This is a genomic window from Janthinobacterium sp. GW823-FHT03B06 (genome assembly GCF_058796955.1).
Genome location: NZ_JBXAJE010000011.1, coordinates 12,595 through 31,741 on the forward strand (window position 1 = coordinate 12,595; position 19,147 = coordinate 31,741).

A 19,147-nucleotide genomic window follows, 5' to 3' on the forward strand; every position below is an offset into this window, starting at 1 on the left:
ACCCGACGGGTCTGACCCCATAACTATTTCCCCTGGCGGTTGGTCATCACCACGCCGGCAATCGTCACCGCACCGCCCAGCAGCATCGAGGCGAGCACCGGCTCGCCCAGCAGCGCCGCCGCCAGCACGATGCCGAACACGGGCACGAGGTTGTTGAACACAGCCGTGCGCGACGGGCCCAGCGCCTTGACGCCCTCGTAATACCAGACAAAGCCGATCACCGTGCCGAACACGCCCAGGTAGCCGATGGCGGCCCACACTTGCCAGCCGAAGCTGTGCCATGGCACGGTGGGGAATTCGACGGCCGCCCCCACCAGCAGAAAAGCCAGGCCCCACATCGCCGCATACGTGGTGGCGGCGATGGGCGACAAGCCCTTCAGCGCGACCCGGCCGATCAGCGTATAGGCGGCCCAGCTGGAAATGCCGCAGAACATGAAGATTTCGCCGGCGCCGATGCCGCCGCCCGTGCCGTGCAGCACGCCGGCCAGGTCGCCGCGCGTGATGACGATGGCCGTGCCGCAGAATGCCAGCATGATGCCCAGCCATTTGAACGATCCGAGCCGCTCGCGGAACAGCATGGCCGAGGCCAGCGCCGTGACGATGGGATTCAAGGCTACGAACAGGGCAGTGCGCCCCGCCGGCATGCGCGACAGGGCCGCCAGGAAGCACAGATTGTATAAAAAGATGCCCGTCAGGCCCAGCGCCGCCGTCGTCATCAGCTGCTTGCGGTCCAAGCGCGGCAAGCCCCCTTCCAGTTTCCATGCCAGCACGACGAGCAGCAGCACGGCCACGCCGAAGCGCCCGCTGGCGGCCGTCATGGGCGGCATCTGCTGCGCCAGCACGCGGCCCGCGATGAAGGTGCCGCCCCAGAACAGGGCGACGCAGATCAGTTTCAGATAGACGAGCGGCGATTGCGCGGCAGGCAAGGCGGCTGAAGGTACGGCGGAAGAAGACATGGGAGTTCCTGTAAAGCCGCTTGCGCGGCGGGTGGCGTACATGCTGTACACTTATATATTAATACTAATATCAACTCATGAAATAATGAGCAAATACTCATACAACAGGAAAACCACAGCATGACCTTCACGCAACTGGAAATCTTTACCCTGGTGGCCGAACTGCACGGTTTTTCCGCCGCCGCCGCGCAACTGGGCATCAGCCAGTCGGCCGTCTCGCATGCGTTAAAAGCGCTGGAAAAGGAAATGGGCGTGGACCTCATCGTGCGCCACCAGGCATCGGCCGAGCTGACGGACGTGGGCCGCCAGCTGCTGGTGCGCGCGCGCGAAATCCTCGGTTTGTCGGAAGCCATGCGCCAGGAAGCGGCCGACGTGCTGGGCCAGCGCCAGGGCAGCCTGCGCATCGGCTCCTTCGGCCCTACTTCGTCCCTCAACCTGCTGCCGGCCATCACGGCGCAATTCCGCCTGCGCTATCCGGGCATCGCCCTGCGCATCGACGAAGGGGCCGACCATGAAGTGGTGCAGTGGATACGCGAACGCAGGGTCGACGTGGGTTTCGTCGTGCTGCCCGACGAGCGTTTCGATACGGCGCCGCTGGTGGAAGACCAAATGATGGCGCTGGTGCCGCGCAGCCACCCGCTGGCCAGCGAAACGGCCATCACCCTGGCGCAGCTGTGCGAAGGGCCGTTCATCATGTCCGAGGCGGGCTGCGCCTGCCTGATCGAGCCCCTGTTCGCCAACGCGGGGCTGCAGCCACATGTCCCCTACCGCATCAGCCAGGTCATCACCATCCTCGACATGGTCAGCCGCGGCGACGGCGTCTCCATCGTGGCCGAACTGGCCCTGCCGCAGCGGCTGCGCGAACAGTATCCGGAGCTGGTCGCCCTGCCCTTGAACCCGCCCGTCAGCCGCAAGGTGGGCCTGGCCGTGCGCGACCGGCGCCAGAACACGCCGGCCACCAACGCTTTTTTTGAAGTCGCAAAGCAGATGGCGCCGACCCTGGCGCCCCGGCGTACTTAAAGTTTAAAACGTCTCCCACTCGTCGCTGCGCTCCTGCTTGGCGACGGGCGCTTTTGTGGCGGGGCGGCTGGCGATGCGCGGCGCGACGGGCACGCGCGCCACGGGCCTTGCGGCATGCGGCACGGCCGCCGGCGCCTGCCCGTCATCGAGCTTGAACACGCCCACCACCTGCGCCAGGGTGCTGGCCTGGTCCTGCAGGCTTTCTGCGGCGGCCGCCGCCTCTTCCACCAGCGCCGCATTCTGCTGCGTCACCTGGTCCATCTGCGCAATGGCCTGGTTCACCTGTTCGATGCCCGAGCTTTGCTCGACGCTGGCGGCCGTGATTTCGCCCATGATGTCGGTGACGCGGCGCACGCTGTCGACAATTTCCTGCATCGTCGCCCCCGCCTCGTCGACCAGGCGCGCGCCCGAATCGACCTTGCCCACCGAATCGTCGATCAGCAGCTTGATTTCCTTCGCTGCGCCAGCGGAGCGTTGCGCCAGGCTGCGCACTTCCGTCGCCACCACGGCAAAGCCGCGTCCCTGCTCGCCCGCGCGCGCCGCTTCGACTGCCGCATTCAGGGCCAGGATGTTCGTCTGGAAGGCGATGCCGTCGATGACGCTGATGATGTCGACGATCTTCTTCGATGAATCATTGATCGAGGCCATGGTGTCGACCACCTGCGCCACCACTTGCCCGCCCTTGCTGGCCACGCCGGACGCCGATTGTGCCATCTGGTTGGCCTGGCGCGCATTATCGGCATTTTGTTTGACGGTGGAAGTCAGCTCCTCCATCGAGGCGGCCGTTTCTTCCAGCGAGCTCGCCTGCTGTTCCGTGCGCGACGACAGGTCCTGGTTGCCGGCGGCGATTTCCGACGACGATACCTTGACCGATTCGCTGGCCGTGCGGATCTTCACCAGCACGGCGGCGATCTTGTCGATGAAGCGGTTGAAGGCGCCCGCGATCTGCGCCAGTTCATCCACGCCGGAAGCGTCGAGGCGGCGCGTCAAATCGCCCTCGCCCGAGGCGATGTCGTCGAGCGCGTCGCGCACCAGTTCCAGGCGCTTGAGCATTTTGAACACCAGCAGCGACAGCAGCAGCGCGGCCAGCCCGGTCAGCAGCGCGGCGGTGACAGTGGCCGTCGTCAGCATCGTCTGCAAGGCTTGCATGGCTTCCTGCTGGTCGAGCACCACGGCCAGCAGCCAGTCGGTGCCCGCCACGCGCGTCACGTACAGCTTGCCGTCGCGCTCATTGAGGCGCACGGCCTCGCTCGCGCGCGAGCTTTCCAGGCGGTTCACCTGTGCGGCCGACAGCGCGGCATCGAGTTTCGTCACCGGCTGCAGGCTCAGTTCCTTGTCCGCGTGGGCGATGATGGTGCCGCTCTGGTCGACGAGGAAGGCAAAGCTGTGCGGCGTCGGCTTGATCGCCACCACGTTGGCAATCACCGTATCGAGCAGCACGTCCGCGCCCGCCACGCCCAGCAGCGCCTCTTTCGGGCCGACGGGCGCCGTGAACGACACCACCAGCTTGTGGCTGGCCGCGTCCACATATGGCGGCGTGAGCATCGGCACGCCCGCCTTGACGGTGTCCGTGTACCAGGCGCGCGCCGTCGGATCGAAATCGGCCGGGCGGCCCGGATGGGTAAACACGGAACGCTTGTCCGCGTAGCCGATGAACACTTCCGCAAAATCGCCGGCCTTTTCCGCGATCTGGAAGGCGCGCAGCGGATCGGGCGTCTCGGCCGACATGACGACGGAGGCCATGACTTTCTTCTTGCCATCGACCCATTGCGCCAGCACGGCGGACTGGCTTTGCAGCAGCTGCTGCATCTGCTGGTCCGACGACGCCAGCATGCTGCTGCGCGTGGTGACGTAATTGGCGACCGACAAGGCCAGCATGGACAGGACGACGATGGCCACGCAAATGAGCACCAGGCGCGTGCGAAGGGAAGACAACATGATGGACTCCTCGTTTCGATTTGATTGGCGTGAAACAGTGCTTTTGCACTACTTCACCTACGCAAGCATTCTCACACAAAAAACGGAACAATTATCGTCAATATTCGGAATACAACACATATATTTCCACAAGGAAACGCACCCCCTCCCATCAAGCCCTCAGGCGATCAACCCTCTCAGCCCGCTGGCGCGCTGCGTGCGGCGCAAAATCGCGTCGAACAGTACGGCCTGCGTGGGCGAGACGAGGGTAAAGAAGTCGCGCGCGCGCGTGATGCCCGTGTAGACCAGCTCGCGCGCCAGCATGGCGCCGCCTTCCTGCGGCAGCACCAGCACCGTGTGGCGAAATTCCGAGCCCTGCGATTTATGCACGGTCATGGCAAACGCCGTCTCCACGTGGCGCAAACGCGTGGCCAGCACGCTGCGCACATTGTCCCCTTCCAGGAAGTACACGCGCAGGGAGCCGGGCCGCGCAGGGTCGCGCAGGGTCAGGCCGATGTCGCCATTGAACACGCCCGTACCGTAATCGTTGCGCGTGACCATCACGGGCCGGCCCACATACCATTCGCTGCGGCGTATCAGCCCGTCCTTTTCCAGCCGCAGCTCGATGGCCGTGTTCAAGCCCGCCACGCCCCATTCTCCCTCGCGCACGGCGCACAGGATGCGGAACGCTTCAAAAGCATGCAGCACGGCGCGCACCCAGTCGTCATGCTGCGCGTACGCCGCCTCGCCCGCGTTCACCAGCGCCAGGTAAGGCTGATAGCCGCCCGGCGCGTCCACCCGCCCGCGCAAGGCCAGGCGCAGCACGTCTTCCTGCTGCGCCGGCACGCTCCACGCCAGCTGGCCGCCGCTGTCGGCGGCGAAGCACGCCCTGGCCAGGTCGGGCCTGCCGGCATTCACGGCCAGCGCCAGCTCGCCGATCGGGCCGCTGAAGCGGTGGCTGTGGCGCAGCATCACCGTCTGCTGGGCCAGCGCGCCGGCCGCTCCCGCGAAGGCGGCAGGTATGGCCACGCCGCTGGCCGCCTGCGCATAGGCGATGGTGGCGTCCGTGTAGCCGCCCGCCTGCGCATCGTGGCACAAGTCGCCCAGCACGGCGCCCGCTTCCACGGACGCCAATTGATCCTTGTCGCCCAGCAGAATCAGGATGGCGGTGGAAGGCAAGGCGTCGAGCACGGAGGCCATCATTTCCAGGTGCACCATCGACGCTTCATCGACGATCAGCACGTCGACGTCGAGCGGATTGCCCGCGTGGTGGGCAAAGGCGCGCGTATCGGGCCGCGCGCCCAGCAAGCTATGCAGGGTGCGCGCCGCGCCCATGCGCCGCGCCAGTTCCAGCAGAGGCAGCGCGTCGCCGGCCTTCGCCGCCAGCCCTTCGAGCGCCTTGTCGATCGACTGTTTTAATCGCGCGGCCGCCTTGCCCGTCGGCGCGGCCAGCGCGATGCGCAGCTGCTCCAGCTGCGGCGAGACGGCAAACAGCAAGGTCAGCAAACTGGCCACCGTGTACGTCTTGCCCGTGCCCGGGCCGCCCGTGATGATGGCCACCTTGCCGCGCAATGCGACGGCGCAGGCCACCTTTTGCCAGTCCGGGCCACCGTCCTGCGTGGGCTGGTCGAACAGGATGTCGAGCCATTGCCGCACCTGCGCCAGCGGCGGCTCGCTCAAGTCCTGCGCGCGGAGGGCGATTTTCTCGCTCACCAGGGTCTCGTCACGCCAGTAGCGGCGCAGGTACAAACGGTCGCCCTCGAGCACCAGCGGCTGTTTCACATCGGGCGCACCCACCTGCCACACCTGCGGCGCGCCGGCCAGCAGCGCGCGCCAGCCGACGGCGCTGTCCGGCAGCGGGCCGGCAACGGCCAGCACCCCATGCCACAGCTCCTCGCTCCAGCCCAGCAGCTGCGACGGTTCGCTGGCCAGGTCCGCCAGCATCAAACAGCTGTGGCCCCGCCCTTCCAGTTCGGACAGCACCACGCAGGCCACGGCCACTGCGGGCGCATGCGGCACATGCCCGTCCAGACTGGCGATGAAGCGGGCAAAGGCGGCGCTCAGGCGGCGCAGATGGCCATCCCCGGCGACGCCGTCGACATGGGTAAACAATGCGTCCATCTGCGCGTCATGCTGCATGGTGTTCCGTTTCTTCTAACAGTTGATCGAGGCCGTCCAGCAATTCCAGCTGCGGCGCCAGCCAGTAGCAGCCATGCGTATCCGTATTCGCTATGCCGCGCAGGAACAGGAAGATGGCGCCGCCCAGATGTTCGGCCGGGTCGTAGGCGCCGCCGAGCCGGCTTTTCAGCAGCCGGTGCAGGGCCAGCATGTAGATGGCGCCCTGGATGTCGTAGCGGTGCTGCGCCATGCCGGCCGCCAGCGCCTGCGTGTGGTAGGCGGCGTCGTTGGCGCCGAGCGCGTTCGACTTGTAGTCGAGCACCCAGTAGCGCCCCTCCCGTTCGATGACCAGGTCGGCAAAGCCTTTCAGCATGCCGTGCAGCTGGCGCCGCGGCAGCGCGGGACGCGGCGCGCCGTCGAGCAGCAAGCGCGTGCACAGTTTATCCAGCGCTTCGGTGGACAAATGCTCGCTGGGGAACCAGAACTCCATCTCGGACAGGGTGCTGTCCAGCTGCGACAGCGAGGCATCGAGCAGCGGCAGCGGCGTGACGGCGATTTCCCGGAGCCAGGCGATGGCGTCTTCCTGGCGGTGGCCCCAGCCCGCCCGTTCGCAGCGCGCGGCCAGGCGCGCATCGAAATTGGCATCGTGGACGCCGTCAAAGCCTTCGCCGCCCATCCACTCGAGCTGCTCATGCAGGAAATTGCCGGGCACGGAACCGCGCGGGAAGCGGTGCCATGGCGCGTCGCCCATAGTCGTCGGCGCGGCCACGGCCACGGCCGTGCCATCTTCCAGCAAGGTCTCTTCCAGCGCCCGCTGCGGCACGTGCGCGGCCGCCACGGCGCCGATCTGGCGCGTCAGCGACGTAAAGCTGCCCACCGACCAGTCGCGCTCGAATTCGCCCACGAACACGGGTGCGGGCCGCAATTCGGGACGGCGCTCGATGCGATCGAGCACCGTGCAGGCGTCGGGCTGCGCCAGAGAACTCACATAGATGGCGTCGCAGCTGCCCGCGACCTGCTGCCAGCGCAGCAGCAGCTGCTCCGCCGGCAGCTTGTCGCCGCCCGTCAGCAGGTAGCCCAGCGCCGATTCGTGCAAGGTGTTCTCGCCCGCCTTGCGCGCCGCCTGGGCGGCCACGCCCAGCCACAGGAAGTGGCGCGCGCGCGTCAGGGCCACGTACAGCAGGCGCAAGTCTTCCTCGATGCGCGCCTCTTCCACAAACGCCATGGCTTCGTCGGACAAGGACAGGTCGAGGCGGCGTTCGCCATCGTCGCCCGCATAGTCGAAGAAGCTGCGGTTGCGTTTATCCACCTTGCGCGCCGTGACGGCGAACGGCAGATACACGAGCGGATATTCGAGCCCCTTGGATTTGTGCACGGTGATGACTTTCACCAGTTCCGCATCGCTTTCCAGGCGCAGCACGCGCTCGTCGCCGTTGTCGCCCTCGCCGGCGATCTGCTCGGCCAGCCAGCGTATCAGCGCCTGCTCGCCATCGAGCTGGCGGCTGGCCGATTGCAGCAGTTCGGCCAGGTGCAGCAGATTCGTCAGGCGCCGCTCGCCGCCCGTCTGCTGCAACAGCATGGCGGGCAATTGCAGTTCGTGGATGAAGCGGCGCAGCATGGCCAGCACGCCCTGGCGCTGCCAGATCAGGTGCAGGGCCTTCAGCTGCTCGACCCGGCGTTCCCATTCCAGTTCGTCGCTCGACAGGCGCGCCAGCTCGCCCAGCGACAGGCCGATCGTGCGCGTGGCGAGCGCGGCGCGCGCCAGGCCCCCGTCGAGCGGGTTGGCCAGCGCCGCCAGCCAGCGCAGCACGTCTTGCGCCTCCTCGCTGTCGATGACGGAATCCTTGTCGGACAGGTAGACGCTGGCGACCCGGCGGCGCGCCAGCGCGCGACGGATGGCCGCCGCTTCCTTGCGGTCGCGCACCAGCACGGCCACGTCGGCCGGCTGCAGGCGCGTGAAACCGTCGGGGCCATCGAAACCCGCTTGCACATCGCCCAGCATGGCGACGATGTGCTCCGCGCAATGCTGGGCGAAATACTCGCGGTAGCCGTCGCCGCGCAATCCTTCATCGCTGGCGCAAGCGGCCAGCAGGGCCGGCAGCGGGCCGCCCGCATTCACCAGGTACTCGTCGCGGCCCTTGGCGTCGACGGCCTCGAACGGCAGCGGATTCTCGCCGTTTTTGCGGTAGCGGAAGGCGCCGGCCGGCACCTCGTCGCGCTCGGCGTGCAGGAACAGCTGGTTGACGGCCGCCACCAGGGGCGCCGTCGAGCGGTAGTTGGTGCCCAGCTGGTAGTGGCGCCCTGCCGTGGCGCGCCGCGCCGCCAGGTAGCTCTGGATGTCGGCGCCGCGAAAGCCGTAGATCGACTGTTTCGGGTCGCCGATCAGGAACAATCCTTGCGCGGGATCATTGTCCGCAATGCGGTACAGCAAATTGAAGATCTGGTACTGCGCGGGCGCCGTATCCTGGAATTCATCGACCATGGCCAGCGGGTACTGGTCGATGATGCGCTGGCGCAGGGCCGGACCATTCTCGCCGGCCAGCGCGTCGTGCAGGCGCTGCAGCATGTCGGCAAAGCCGAACTGGCGCGACTGGCGTTTTAGCTGATCCATGCGCCGCGCGATGGCCGCCGCCGCATGCAGGTGCAGCTTGTGCGCCAGCGGCGTGATGGCCGCCAGGGCGCTCCACAGCGCCTCCGTATGCGCGAAGCACTCGGGCACCTGGGCCGTGAAACTCTTGGCAAACGCATCCTCGATGCCGAACGGCGTCAATCGTTCCCACGCCTTGGCCGTGATGGCGGGCAGCAGCAACAGCGGGTCCTGTGCCCAACGGCGCAAGCCGTCGAACCACTTCGCCAGGTTCTCCGGCTTCATCTTGACGCCGTTAAAACACTTGGGATTGATGGCGCGGTGGTCGTTAATCCAGGCGGCCATTAGGTCCACGCGCTCGACCCAGCCCGCCTTCAGGGTGGCCAGCTGCGCGGCCAGCGCCCGCTGTTCGCGCGCGATCAGGGTGGACAACGGTTCCTCGTCCGCCATGCCCATGATGTCGGCGCGGCGCGCCAGCTCGCGCGCGCCCTTCTTCAACGCGCCGACGTCGGGCCAGCATGCCAGCAGCACGTCGAGCGCCTGCGGCGGCAAGGGATAAACTTGCTGGCGCCAATAATCGTGGGCCGCATCCTCGAACAGCGCTTGCTCGTCGCTGACCAGTTCTTCGTCGAACAGGCTGCCGCTGTCGAACGCGTGCTCGCGCAGCATGCGCTGGCACCAGGCGTCGATGGTGAAAATGGCCGCTTCATCCATCGTCTCGGCGGCCAGCATCAGCCGGTGCGCGGCCTTTTGCCGCTCGCTCTCGTCAGGATAGGATTCGAGCAAGGCGTCGAGAAACGGGTCGCCGCCGCCGGATTCAATGCCAGATTCGTGGCGAAAATACGCGGCCGCCTCGATCAGGCGTTCGCGCACGCGGTTCGACAATTCGCGCGTGGCGGCGCGCGTAAACGTCATCACCAAAATGTCGGCCGGCAGCAGCGGACGCGTAAAGCGGCTGTCATCGTCGCCGTGGCCCAGTACGAGGCGCACGTACAGCGCGGCGATGGTCCAGGTCTTGCCGGTGCCGGCGGACGCCTCGATCAGGCGCGAGCCGTGCAGCGGAAACGCCAGGGGCTTGAGCAGGTGGCTCGTCATGGTTCTTCTCCCGCGCCATCATCGGGCGCGCTGATCGGGTCGATCGTGATGTGTTGTTGCAGCCAGTCGGCCAGCGGGCCATACAGCTCGCGCGTGCAGTCCTGCCACGCTTCCTCGGCGGCCAGGGCGGAAAACTCGGGCCACAGGCGCGCCAGGCACAGTTCTTCGCGCTCGCCCGAGATGTCGAAGCCGCCGTCATACACGGCGCGCGGGTCGCCCTGCTGCACCAGCGCCAGGCCCGTCTTGCAGGCCGTGGGCAGCGGATGGTTCATGCCTTCGCGCCACAGCGCCAGCAGGGTCGCCAGCGCGTCGCGCGAACTGGCCGGATCGAGCGGCGCCATGCTGACGATGGCGTCGCGCGCCACCAGGTAGCCGGTGACGGGGAAACCGAGGGCGGCGGCGGCCAGCTGGCGCAGCCACATCAGCATCAGCTTGTCGCCGCGCGCCTGGCCGCCCTTGTCCGTCACCTTCGAGGAAATCTGCATCAGCCAGGCCGTCTCCTGCCCGTTGCTGCACAATCTGTCGAGCCAGTCGTCGATCTGCACTTCGCCGTAGGGCAGGTTGATGGCGCGCTTGTCGGCCGCGAGCGGGAACGAAGCGCGCAAGGACAGCCACGCGCTGCGCACGGGCACGAGCGCCTCGACCAGCTGCGCCTGCACCTGCCGGCCGATCAGGCCGATGGGCAGCACGCCTTCGCGCGCCAGGCGTGCCGCGCGCGCTTCCAGGCTGGCGCGCACGTCATCGATATCTTCCACGGCGCCGCCGTCATCGAGCATGGTGTCTTCCAGCAGATAGCGTTCGAGCGCATTCAGGCCGAACGGCTCCTCATCCTCGCCCAGCATGGCGGCGTCGGCGAAATACACGCTGAGGCGGCGGCGGAAGAAGTACTTGACGGGCTGGCGCAAAAAGCTGGCCAGCTCGCCCAGCTTCAGACGCGTGCCGGGATCGAGTTCGTAAGGCCCCAGCGGCAGCGCGGCGGCCTGCGCATCGGCATCGGCCGCATCGGCATTGGTATGGACCACGCGCCATTCGCGCGCATAGGTCAGCAAGCCATCGGCCTCGAAATAGCGGCGGCTGAACGGCTGCAGCGCGTGCTCGGTGGTCAGCGACACCAGGTGCCGGTCCAGCGACCAGCCGGCGGCCAGGTAGTCGCGCAGCTGCGACACCAGCACGGACGGCGGCTGCTCGGAATTGTCGCGCACATTGCGCCCCACCCAGCTCACGTACAGCTTGTCGCGCGCGGCCAGCAAGGCTTCGAGCATCAGGTAGCGGTCGTCGTCGCGGCGTGAGCGGTCGCCCGGGCGCGCCATGCCGGGCAGCGCCAGCAGGTCGAAATCGGCCTTCTGCGCGCGGCGCGGGAAATCGCCATCGTTCATGCCCAGCAGGCAGACGACGCGAAACGGCACGGCGCGCATCGGCATCAGGGTACAGAAGGTGACGCCGCCGGAGACGAACTGGTGGTTCAGGGTCGGTTCGTCCAGCGCGCCCAGCCACGCCACGCGCAGCACGGACAGCGGCACCGGCTCGACAAAGCCCGCATGCTCGCAGGTTTCCAGCCAGCCCTGCAAGGCGCCCTCGAGCTGCGCCAGGGTCAGGCGGTCGCCCTCGTCGTCGGCATCAAAGAAGGCGGCCAGCAGCGCGCGCGCCTGCGCGCCCCACTCGGCGGGGGTGCAGGCGCCGGCCAGCACGGTGCGCCAGTGCAGCAGCGCCTCGACCAGCTGCGCCAGCGAACCCGCCAGCGCCGCATCGAGGCCGCCCACTTCCGCATACGGCTCGATGCCGCCGAAGCTGGCGCCACTGCCGCTGGCGTAACCGAGCAGCATGCGCCGCACGCCGAAGATCCACGCATTCTGTTCCCCGGCCGCGCCCAGCCCCAGGCCGGCGCGGTGTTCCTGGTCCAGGCCCCAGCGTACGCCCGCCCCTTCGATCCAGGCGCCCAGGGTGGCCAGGTCGTCCGGCTGCAGGCCAAAACGTGCCGCCAGCGCCGGCACGTCGAGCAGGTCGCGCACTTCGCTCTGGCGGCAGCGCTGCTGCGGCAGCTGCAGCAGCCACTCGAGCGCGACGAGCAGCGGATTGACGCTGCGGTCCTTCACGTCGCCGATCTCGAACGGAATGAAACGCTCGTCGTTGCGCCGGTACTGGCCGAAAACGGCGTGGATGGCGGCCGTAAACGTGTCGATATCGGGCACCATCACGACCACGTCGCGCGGACGCAAGAGCGTCTCGGCGCTGTGCGCGAACATGGCCAGCAGCTGGTCGTGCAGCACTTCCACTTCGCGCTGCACGCTGTGCGCCACGTGAAATTCGATCGAGCGGTCGCCTGCCTCGGGCGGCACCTGCTCATGCTCGGCCAGCGGGCGCAGTTCGCGGATGGCCACCTGCACCTGCTGCAGCAGGGTTTCGCCCGTCTCCTCGCCGAACAGGTCGATGCGCAGGCTGTCGTCACGCCCTTCGGCTTGCGCGTGTTCGTCGAATTCGTCAAGCATGCGGATGAAATCGCGCCCTTGCCTGCCCCAGCTGGCCAGCAGCGGATGGCTGTGCGCATGCAATTCTTCCAGCGGAATGTGCGCCAGGTCGGTGCCGTTGCGCTGCCGCTGGCGCTTGTTTTCCGCGCGCAGCAAGTCGCGCCCGTCGATGATGTCGCCCCAGTAGAACTGGCATGGATTGGGCACGGCCAGCACCACCTGCGTGTGGCGCGCCAGCGCAGCGAGCGCCTGCAAGGTCTGGTACGGCAAGGCCGACACGCCGAACAGCACCACCCTGCGCGGCAGCTTGCCAAGCGGCGCATCGCCGGCGGCGATCGCCGCCAGGAAGGCCTCATGGATGTCGGCGCGGCCCGTATCGCGCTCCAAGGCCTCGACGTCCTGGCCCACGGCGCGCCACAACTGTGCCTGCCAGCGCTGGTCTTCCTTCAAGACGATGGACTCGCCGCGCGCCGTGCGCAACTGGTCGCGCCCGGCCGCCCAGTCGGCCAGCCAGTCGGCGCGGTAGACCTGGTACTGGTCGAACAAGTCGGCCAGGCGCTCGGCCAGCTGCAGCCGGCGTTCGCAATCGCCATCGGCCAGGAAGTAGCGCAGCGGCGCAAACACCGGGTCGGCCAGCAGCGACGGCAACAGGCGCATCAGACGCCAGGTCAGCGGGGATTTATCGAAAGGCGACACGCGCGGGACGCGCTCGCGGCCCAGCATGCCCCGGTAGCTTTCCCACAGCAGGCGCGCCGGCAGCGCGATGCGCGTGGCGGCGCACACTTTCATCTCCTCGGCCAGGGCGATCTTCAGCCATTCGGCCACGCCGTTCGACTGTACCAGGAAGATGTCCGTTTCCAGCGGCGCCAGCGGATGCTGGCGCAGCCACTGGAAGACGGCGGCGCGCAGCTGTTCCAGCTGGTTGCCATGCAGGATGAGAAGGCCGGGCGTGACGGGTGTATGCATGCTGATCCGATGGGTTGCCGCGTCTGCGGCCGGGTGACCGGAGACGTCAAACGCCTATTATCGCCGCTGCCTGCCTCAAGGGGCGTCGCTGGCGGCAAATTCCACGGAAATTTGTTCCGCCACCTGCGCCAGCGCCGGCCCGAGCGCCGCCAGCAAGGCGCGCGCCTGCTGCATGTCGCCGCCCAGGCGCAAGCCTTCGATCGACAGGCACAGGGCGGCGAAAGCGTGCGCGCCCACGGCCAGCGCCGACGATTTGCTGCGGTGGCCCAGGTCGGCCAGGCGCCCCAGGTCTTCCAGCGCCATGGCTTGCTCCATTTCGGCGATGCCGTCGCGCGCCGTGTCGAGAAACAGCTGGGTGTACTTGCGCATCTTCACGGCGTCATTGCTGAACGTGAGCGCCAGGGTGGCCAGATCGAGGATGGCCGTGTCGCGCGATTCCGGCGCGGCGTCCGATGGCGGCGCTGTCGGCGGTGTCGGTGCCGCCGCCAGCCTGTCGCGGCCGATGCCGCCAATGCCGCCACGCAGGCGAAACCATTTCGCCAGCAGGTGAAACAGCAGATTCGGGGCGATCGGCTTGGTCACGAATTCATCCATGCCCGCCTCCAGGCAGCGGGCGCGGTCTTCGCTGCCCGCGTTGGCCGTCATGGCGATCACCAGCAGGCCGGCAAGTTTCGGGTCGGCGCGGATGCGGCGCGTCGCCTCGAAGCCGTCCATCTCCGGCATCTGCACGTCCATCAGCACGCAGTCGTAGCGCTGGCGGGCCAGCAATTCCAGCGCCTCGCGGCCATTGCAGGCGACGCAAACGGTGGCGCCCGCGTCTTCCAGCAGCTCGCAGCCCACCTGCTGGCTGAAGATGTTGTCTTCCACCAGCAGGATGGAAGCGCCGCGTATCACCCCCAGCACTTCCGGCTCCACTTCGGCGATGCGCTCGTCGGCCCCCTGCGCGCTCTTCTCCAGGCGCGCCGTGAACCAGAAGGTGCTGCCCAGGCCCGGCTGGCTGTACACGCCCACCTTGCCGCCCATGAGCTCCACCAGCTGCTTGCTGATCACCAGCCCCAGGCCGCTGCCGCCATACTTGCGCGTGGTCGACGGGTCGGCCTGGTGGAAGGAGCGGAACAGCTGCGCCACCTCTTCCTGGTTCATGCCGATGCCCCGGTCCTGCACCTCGAAGCGCAGCATGGCATGGCTGGCGCGCTCCTCGGACTGGCGCACGCGCACGAAGATGCTGCCATTGTCGGAAAACTTGATGGCGTTGCTGGTCAGGTTCAGCAAGACCTGCTCCAGGCGCAGCGGGTCGCCGCGCCAGCGCTGCGGCAGCTCGGACGCGATATCGAACTGCAGCGCCAGGCCCTTGACGGCGGCCGCGTCGCCCAGCTGGCTGGCGATGTTCGCCAGCAGGGTGTCGAGACGGAAGTCCAGCACCTCCAGTTCCAGCTTGCCCGCCTCGATCTTGGAAAAATCGAGGATGTCGTTGATCAGGCCCAGCAAATGCTGGCCCGAATGGAAGATTTTCTGCAGATAGTCGCGCTGGCGCGCATCGGCCACCGATTTCAGCGCCAGGTGCGCCATGCCGATAATGCTGTTCATCGGCGTGCGGATTTCATGGCTCATGTTCGACAGGAAGTCGCTCTTGGCCTGGCTGGCCGCGTCGGCCTGCTCTTTCAGGCGGTGCAGTTCCGTCACGTCGGTGGACAGGCCGATCAGGCCCGTGACGGGACCGGGCAAGCCCAGCGGCACCTTCACGCTCCACAGGTGATGCACCTGGCCCTGCGCATCGACGAAGCGCTCCTCGCCGACGAACTTGGCGCCGCTGTCGAAGACCTGGCGCTCCGTCAACTGCGCGGCGGCCGCCGCATCGCCGAGCATCAACTCGCCATCCTGGCGGCCGATCAGCTGCTCCGCGGGACGGCCGAGGATGGTTGCCGTGCGCGCATTGACGTAGCGGTAGCGCAGGTCGGCATCCTTCATGTAGACGTAGGCGTCGACGCTGTCGAGCACCGTATCGAGCAGGGTGCGCTGCGCCACCGCGCTGCGGCGCGACCGGTACAAGGTAAAGATATAGCCGTAAATGAGCAGGGTGCCGGCCACGCCGACGCCCAGCGCCAGCCATGGAAAATAGCGGTCGAAGGGGCTGTACAGCTCCGCCTTGCGCACGCGGAAATGGGCTTTCCACAGGCCGCCCTGGTAAGCGACGGGCAGCACCTGGTCGAAATAGTCGGCATCGCTGCCCGGTTGCGCCGGCGCCGCCGCCAGGTCGCCGTCATCGTTGAACAGCAGGCGGTCCTGCGGCGTGATGGACAGGGACCCGCTGGCCGTCAAAGGGTCGGCCGCGCTGTACAGGGTCAGGTGCAGCGGTTCCAGGGCGCTGCGTTCGAGCGCGCTGTGCACCAGCTGCGCCACGCCAAAGCCGATGCCGACGGAGCCCTGGTAGGCGGCGCGGCGCTCGGCCACGCTGCCCTGCGGCATGCCATTGCGGTACACGGGCAGGCGCATGCCCAGGCCGATATGCGCGGGCGGCCCCTTGATCATGATCACCTGCCCCGATGCGCTGACCTGGCCGCTGTCGCGGGCCTGCGCCAGCGACTGCGCCACCAGCGGGTTGGCGCCGATATCGACGCCCATGCGTTCGGCCAGCAGGGAATCGGGCTCCAGGTAGGTGAGCACCGTGTATTCAGGCCGCTCGCCCGCAGGCCGGATGGTGAAAGCGGGATAGCCGCGCGGCGCCAGGCTGGTGTCACGGCGCACGGCCTCGATGAAGGCGGGGCGCTGTACTGACGGGACGGCCGCCGCGTAGTTGACCGATTCAATGGCCGGGAACTGGCGCACGATATCGAGGCCGGCCACGTAATCGTGGAACTGGCGGCGCGTCAGGTGCTCGCTGGTGCGGAACAGGGCCTCGAGGCCGCGCAACAGGTCGGAATAGCTTTTTACGCGCGTGATCAGGCTATGCTGGGCGCCATGCGTGAGATTGTCGAAACGCTGTTCGGCGTCATCATTGACCGTGCGCGCCGCGCCCGCATACAGGGCACCGCCCACCGCCAGGGCCAGCAGCAGGCCGCCCGCCCATATCCTGAAGCCCGATACCGCCCCGCCCTTGCTCAAAGTGTGCATTGTCGATCGCTTATTCCGGTTTCCTCGAATGTGCGGCGCTCCGGCCGCCCAGCAAGTACGAGGATACTATCAAAGCTCATGCCCGACGCGCTTGCGCAAGAAAAAAAGCGCGCAGGATGGTTGCACTGGAAAACACCGGGTGCCTAGCCCCCCTGCAGCGCCCCGGCCAGGAAGTCGCAAAAGGCGCGCACCTTTTCCTGCACGTGGCGTCCGTCGGGCGTCAAGGCATACACGCCGCGCCTGGCCATGCCGTGCGACGGCAGTACGCGCACCAGGGCGCCGCTGGCCAGCAGCGGCGCGGCGACGAACGACGGCAGCGCCCCCACACCGATGCCCGCCACCAGCATATCGGCCAGCAGCAGGCTGCTGTCGGCGGAAAAGCGCACGGGCAGCACGATGCTGCTCGGCCCCTCCGGGCCGGCCAGCTGCCAGACGCCGGGACTGTCGGCCAGGCGGTAAGCGAGGCAGTCGTGGCCGTGCAAGTCCTGCGCCTGGCGCGGCGTGCCGCGCCGCGCCAGGTAGGCCGGCGCTGCGCAAATCATCTGCTCGACGTCGCCCAGGCGGCGCGCCACCAGGGACGAATCGGCCAGCGCGGCGCGGATGCGCAGCGACACGTCATAGCCCTCGCCCACCACGTCGCGCAGGCGGTCATCCAGGGTCATCTCGATCTTGACGTCCGGATAGCGGGCCATGAAGTCCGGCAGCAAGGGCGACAGCACCTTCAGGCCGAACGACAGCGGCGCATTCACGCGCAGCCGCCCGGCCACCTTGCCGGTACAGCCGCGCGTGGCCAGTTCCAGCGCATCGACCTCGTCGAGCAGGCGGCAGCATTCGAGATAGTAGGCACGCCCGCCGTCCGACAAGCTCATGCGCCGCGTCGTGCGCACCAGCAGCAGTGTGCCCAGGCGCGCTTCGAGCTGGCGCACCTGCTTGCTGATGGCCGCCGCCGACTGATTCAAATCCAGCGCCGCCTTGCTGAAGCTGTCGCGCTCGACCACTTTGCGAAACACGCGCATGTGCGCCAGGACATCCATCATTATTTCTCTACAGTTGAATATCTTATTATTTTATCGCTAATTATCATTGAAATAAAAAACAATATGATGGCGGCTTCTTTATTCATGTCACACAAGGAGTACCCCATGTTCAACCCATCCGCCACCCTGACTGCCCTGCTGCTGGCCCTGCTCGGAGGGACAGTGCAGGCCGCCCTGCCCGAAGTGGGCATCAGCCCCTGGGGCCCGAAAGACGAGATCGGCCGCCTGAACCTGATGACGCCGGCCTCGCGTGCCGCTATCCTGGCGCGCATCGACGGCGGCAAGAGCTATGATCTGGCCGTCGATTTCTATATCGGCATGCCCAGCTGGCAGGCGGCCGGCGACCCGCCCTACCAGATGTGGATGACGCACACACCGAAAGGCAACGTGGTGGCCGATTCGATGCAGGTGGGCGAACAGATGAACCGCCACGTCAGCTACACGGGCTCGGCCGTGTCCATGTATGCGCACATGGGCACGCATATCGATGCCCTGAACCACTTCGGCCTGAACGGCAAGATATGGAATGGCTTTACGGAGGAACACTACCTGGGTGACCGGGGCTGGACCGTGACGGGCGCGGAGAAATTGCCGCCGATCGTGGCGCGCGGCGTGCTGATCGACGTGGCCGTGGCCAAGGGTCTCAAACAACTGCCCGATAATTACCGGGTGACGCGGCAAGACTTGCGCGCGGCGCTGGCGCAACAGAAGGTCACGCTGGAAAAGGGCGACGTGGTGCTGATACGCACGGGCCGCATGCAGCATTATGAGCAGGCGCACACCTACATGGCCAATCCGCCAGGCCTGTCGCTCGATGCGGCGAAATTCCTCGTGGAAGATGGCGGCGCCATGGTGGTGGGCGCGGACAACCTCAGTTTCGAGGCGTTTCCGTCCGAAGTGGCGAACAATTACCTGCCTGTGCACACCTATCTGCTGGCGCAGCAGGGCACGCCCATCCTGGAACTGGTCGACCTGGAAGCGCTGTCGCGCGACAAGGTGTACCAGTTCGCCTTCATCGGCGCTTCCTTGAAATTCCGTGGCGGCGACGCGGCGCCCATCCGTCCCGTGGCCCTGCCGATCCGCTAGGCGCGGACAGGCTCAGACGCAGGCGGCGTGCAAGCCCTGTGCGCCATGCTCATCCCAGGCATCGGCGCAGCGCACCACGTCGCCCACGACGATGATGCTGGGGCTGCCCAGGCCGCTGGCCTGCAAGTCGTCGGGCAGCTCCTGCAAAGTGCTCAGCAACTGGCGCTGGGCCGGCAGGCTGGCCGATTGCACCACGGCCACGGGCGTGCCGGGCGCCATGCCGCCGGCCAGCAAGCCGGCCTGGATGGCCGTCACCCTGGCCACGCCCATGTAGATGACGAGGGTGAGCTTGCTATGCGCCAGGGCCGCCCAGTTCGGCTCCGAGGCGCTATCCTTGCCGTGGCCCGTGACGAAGATGGCGCCCTGGCTCCAGGCGCGATGCGTGAGCGGCACGCCGATGCCGGACGGCGCGGCCAGGCCGCTGCTGATGCCGGGGATCACCTCGACGGCCACGCCATGACTGCGCAAATAAGCGCGCTCTTCGCCGCCGCGCCCGAACAGATACGGGTCGCCCCCTTTCAGCCGCACCACGTGCAGGCCGGCGCGCGCTTCGGCCAGCATCAGCCGTTCGATAAACGCTTGCGGCGTGGAAGCGCAGCCGCCCCGCTTGCCCACCTCGACCACGCGCACGCCTTGTGCCGCATGGGCAAGGACGGCCGGATTGACGAGGTCGTCGATCAGCACCACGTCTGCCCGCGCGATGGCCTTTACTGCCTTGATCGTCAGCAGGTCCGGGTCGCCGGGACCGGCGCCGACCAGTGTCACACTTCCACATTGCGCCATGATGCA

At 67.3% G+C, this 19,147-nt stretch carries 10 protein-coding genes; 2 read left to right on the top strand and 8 right to left on the bottom strand.

Features of this window, described 5'->3' with window-relative positions; translation table 11 throughout:
- Window positions 1-23 precede the first annotated feature (23 nt).
- Complete coding sequence (locus AC1RBA_RS25785; RefSeq protein ID WP_070224831.1) at window positions 24-956, bottom strand: DMT family transporter; 933 nt, start codon at window positions 954-956, stop codon at window positions 24-26.
- Window positions 957-1,076: 120 nt separating this feature from the next.
- On the opposite strand from AC1RBA_RS25785, the gene AC1RBA_RS25790 reads away from it, so the two are divergent.
- A complete protein-coding gene (locus AC1RBA_RS25790; RefSeq protein WP_121669182.1) occupies window positions 1,077-1,976 on the top strand; it encodes a LysR family transcriptional regulator in 900 nt (299 codons plus the stop codon).
- 3 nt (window positions 1,977-1,979) lie between these two features.
- On the opposite strand, the gene AC1RBA_RS25795 is transcribed toward AC1RBA_RS25790, so the two are convergent.
- From AC1RBA_RS25795 to AC1RBA_RS25820, 6 genes are all read right to left on the bottom strand, one after another.
- On the bottom strand, window positions 1,980-3,914 hold the full coding sequence (locus tag AC1RBA_RS25795) for a methyl-accepting chemotaxis protein (RefSeq protein WP_492420222.1): 1,935 nt from the start codon (window positions 3,912-3,914) through the stop codon (window positions 1,980-1,982).
- Between the two features lie 159 nt (window positions 3,915-4,073).
- On the bottom strand, window positions 4,074-6,032 hold the full coding sequence (gene recD / locus AC1RBA_RS25800) for an exodeoxyribonuclease V subunit alpha (protein ID WP_492420224.1): 1,959 nt from the start codon (window positions 6,030-6,032) through the stop codon (window positions 4,074-4,076).
- The gene (gene recB / locus AC1RBA_RS25805; RefSeq protein ID WP_492420226.1) at window positions 6,022-9,693 is read right to left on the bottom strand and encodes an exodeoxyribonuclease V subunit beta; all 3,672 of its coding nucleotides are present in this window, start codon (window positions 9,691-9,693) and stop codon (window positions 6,022-6,024) included. Before recB ends, recD begins: the two co-directional genes overlap by 11 nt.
- Window positions 9,690-13,124 (bottom strand): exodeoxyribonuclease V subunit gamma, encoded by a 3,435-nt coding sequence (gene recC / locus AC1RBA_RS25810; RefSeq protein WP_492420228.1) that lies wholly within the window; start codon window positions 13,122-13,124, stop codon window positions 9,690-9,692. Before recC ends, recB begins: the two co-directional genes overlap by 4 nt.
- A gap of 75 nt (window positions 13,125-13,199) precedes the next feature.
- Window positions 13,200-16,235 carry a CHASE domain-containing protein gene (locus AC1RBA_RS25815; protein ID WP_492420230.1) on the bottom strand — a complete coding sequence of 1,012 codons (3,036 nt, stop codon included), beginning with the start codon at window positions 16,233-16,235 and terminating at the stop codon, window positions 13,200-13,202.
- Window positions 16,236-16,378: 143 nt separating this feature from the next.
- Window positions 16,379-17,269, bottom strand: a complete 891-nt coding sequence (locus AC1RBA_RS25820; RefSeq protein ID WP_070291252.1) for a LysR family transcriptional regulator — start codon at window positions 17,267-17,269, stop codon at window positions 16,379-16,381.
- 108 nt (window positions 17,270-17,377) lie between these two features.
- Here AC1RBA_RS25820 and AC1RBA_RS25825 point away from each other — a divergent pair, with 108 nt between their 5' ends.
- Window positions 17,378-18,358, top strand: coding sequence for a cyclase family protein (locus tag AC1RBA_RS25825; RefSeq protein ID WP_492420232.1), 981 nt, complete (start codon window positions 17,378-17,380; stop codon window positions 18,356-18,358).
- Window positions 18,359-18,370: 12 nt separating this feature from the next.
- Here the strand turns inward: AC1RBA_RS25825 and cobA are convergent, their stop codons facing one another.
- Window positions 18,371-19,141 (bottom strand): uroporphyrinogen-III C-methyltransferase, encoded by a 771-nt coding sequence (gene cobA, locus AC1RBA_RS25830; RefSeq protein ID WP_492420234.1) that lies wholly within the window; start codon window positions 19,139-19,141, stop codon window positions 18,371-18,373.
- Between the last annotated feature and the right edge of the window lie 6 nt (window positions 19,142-19,147).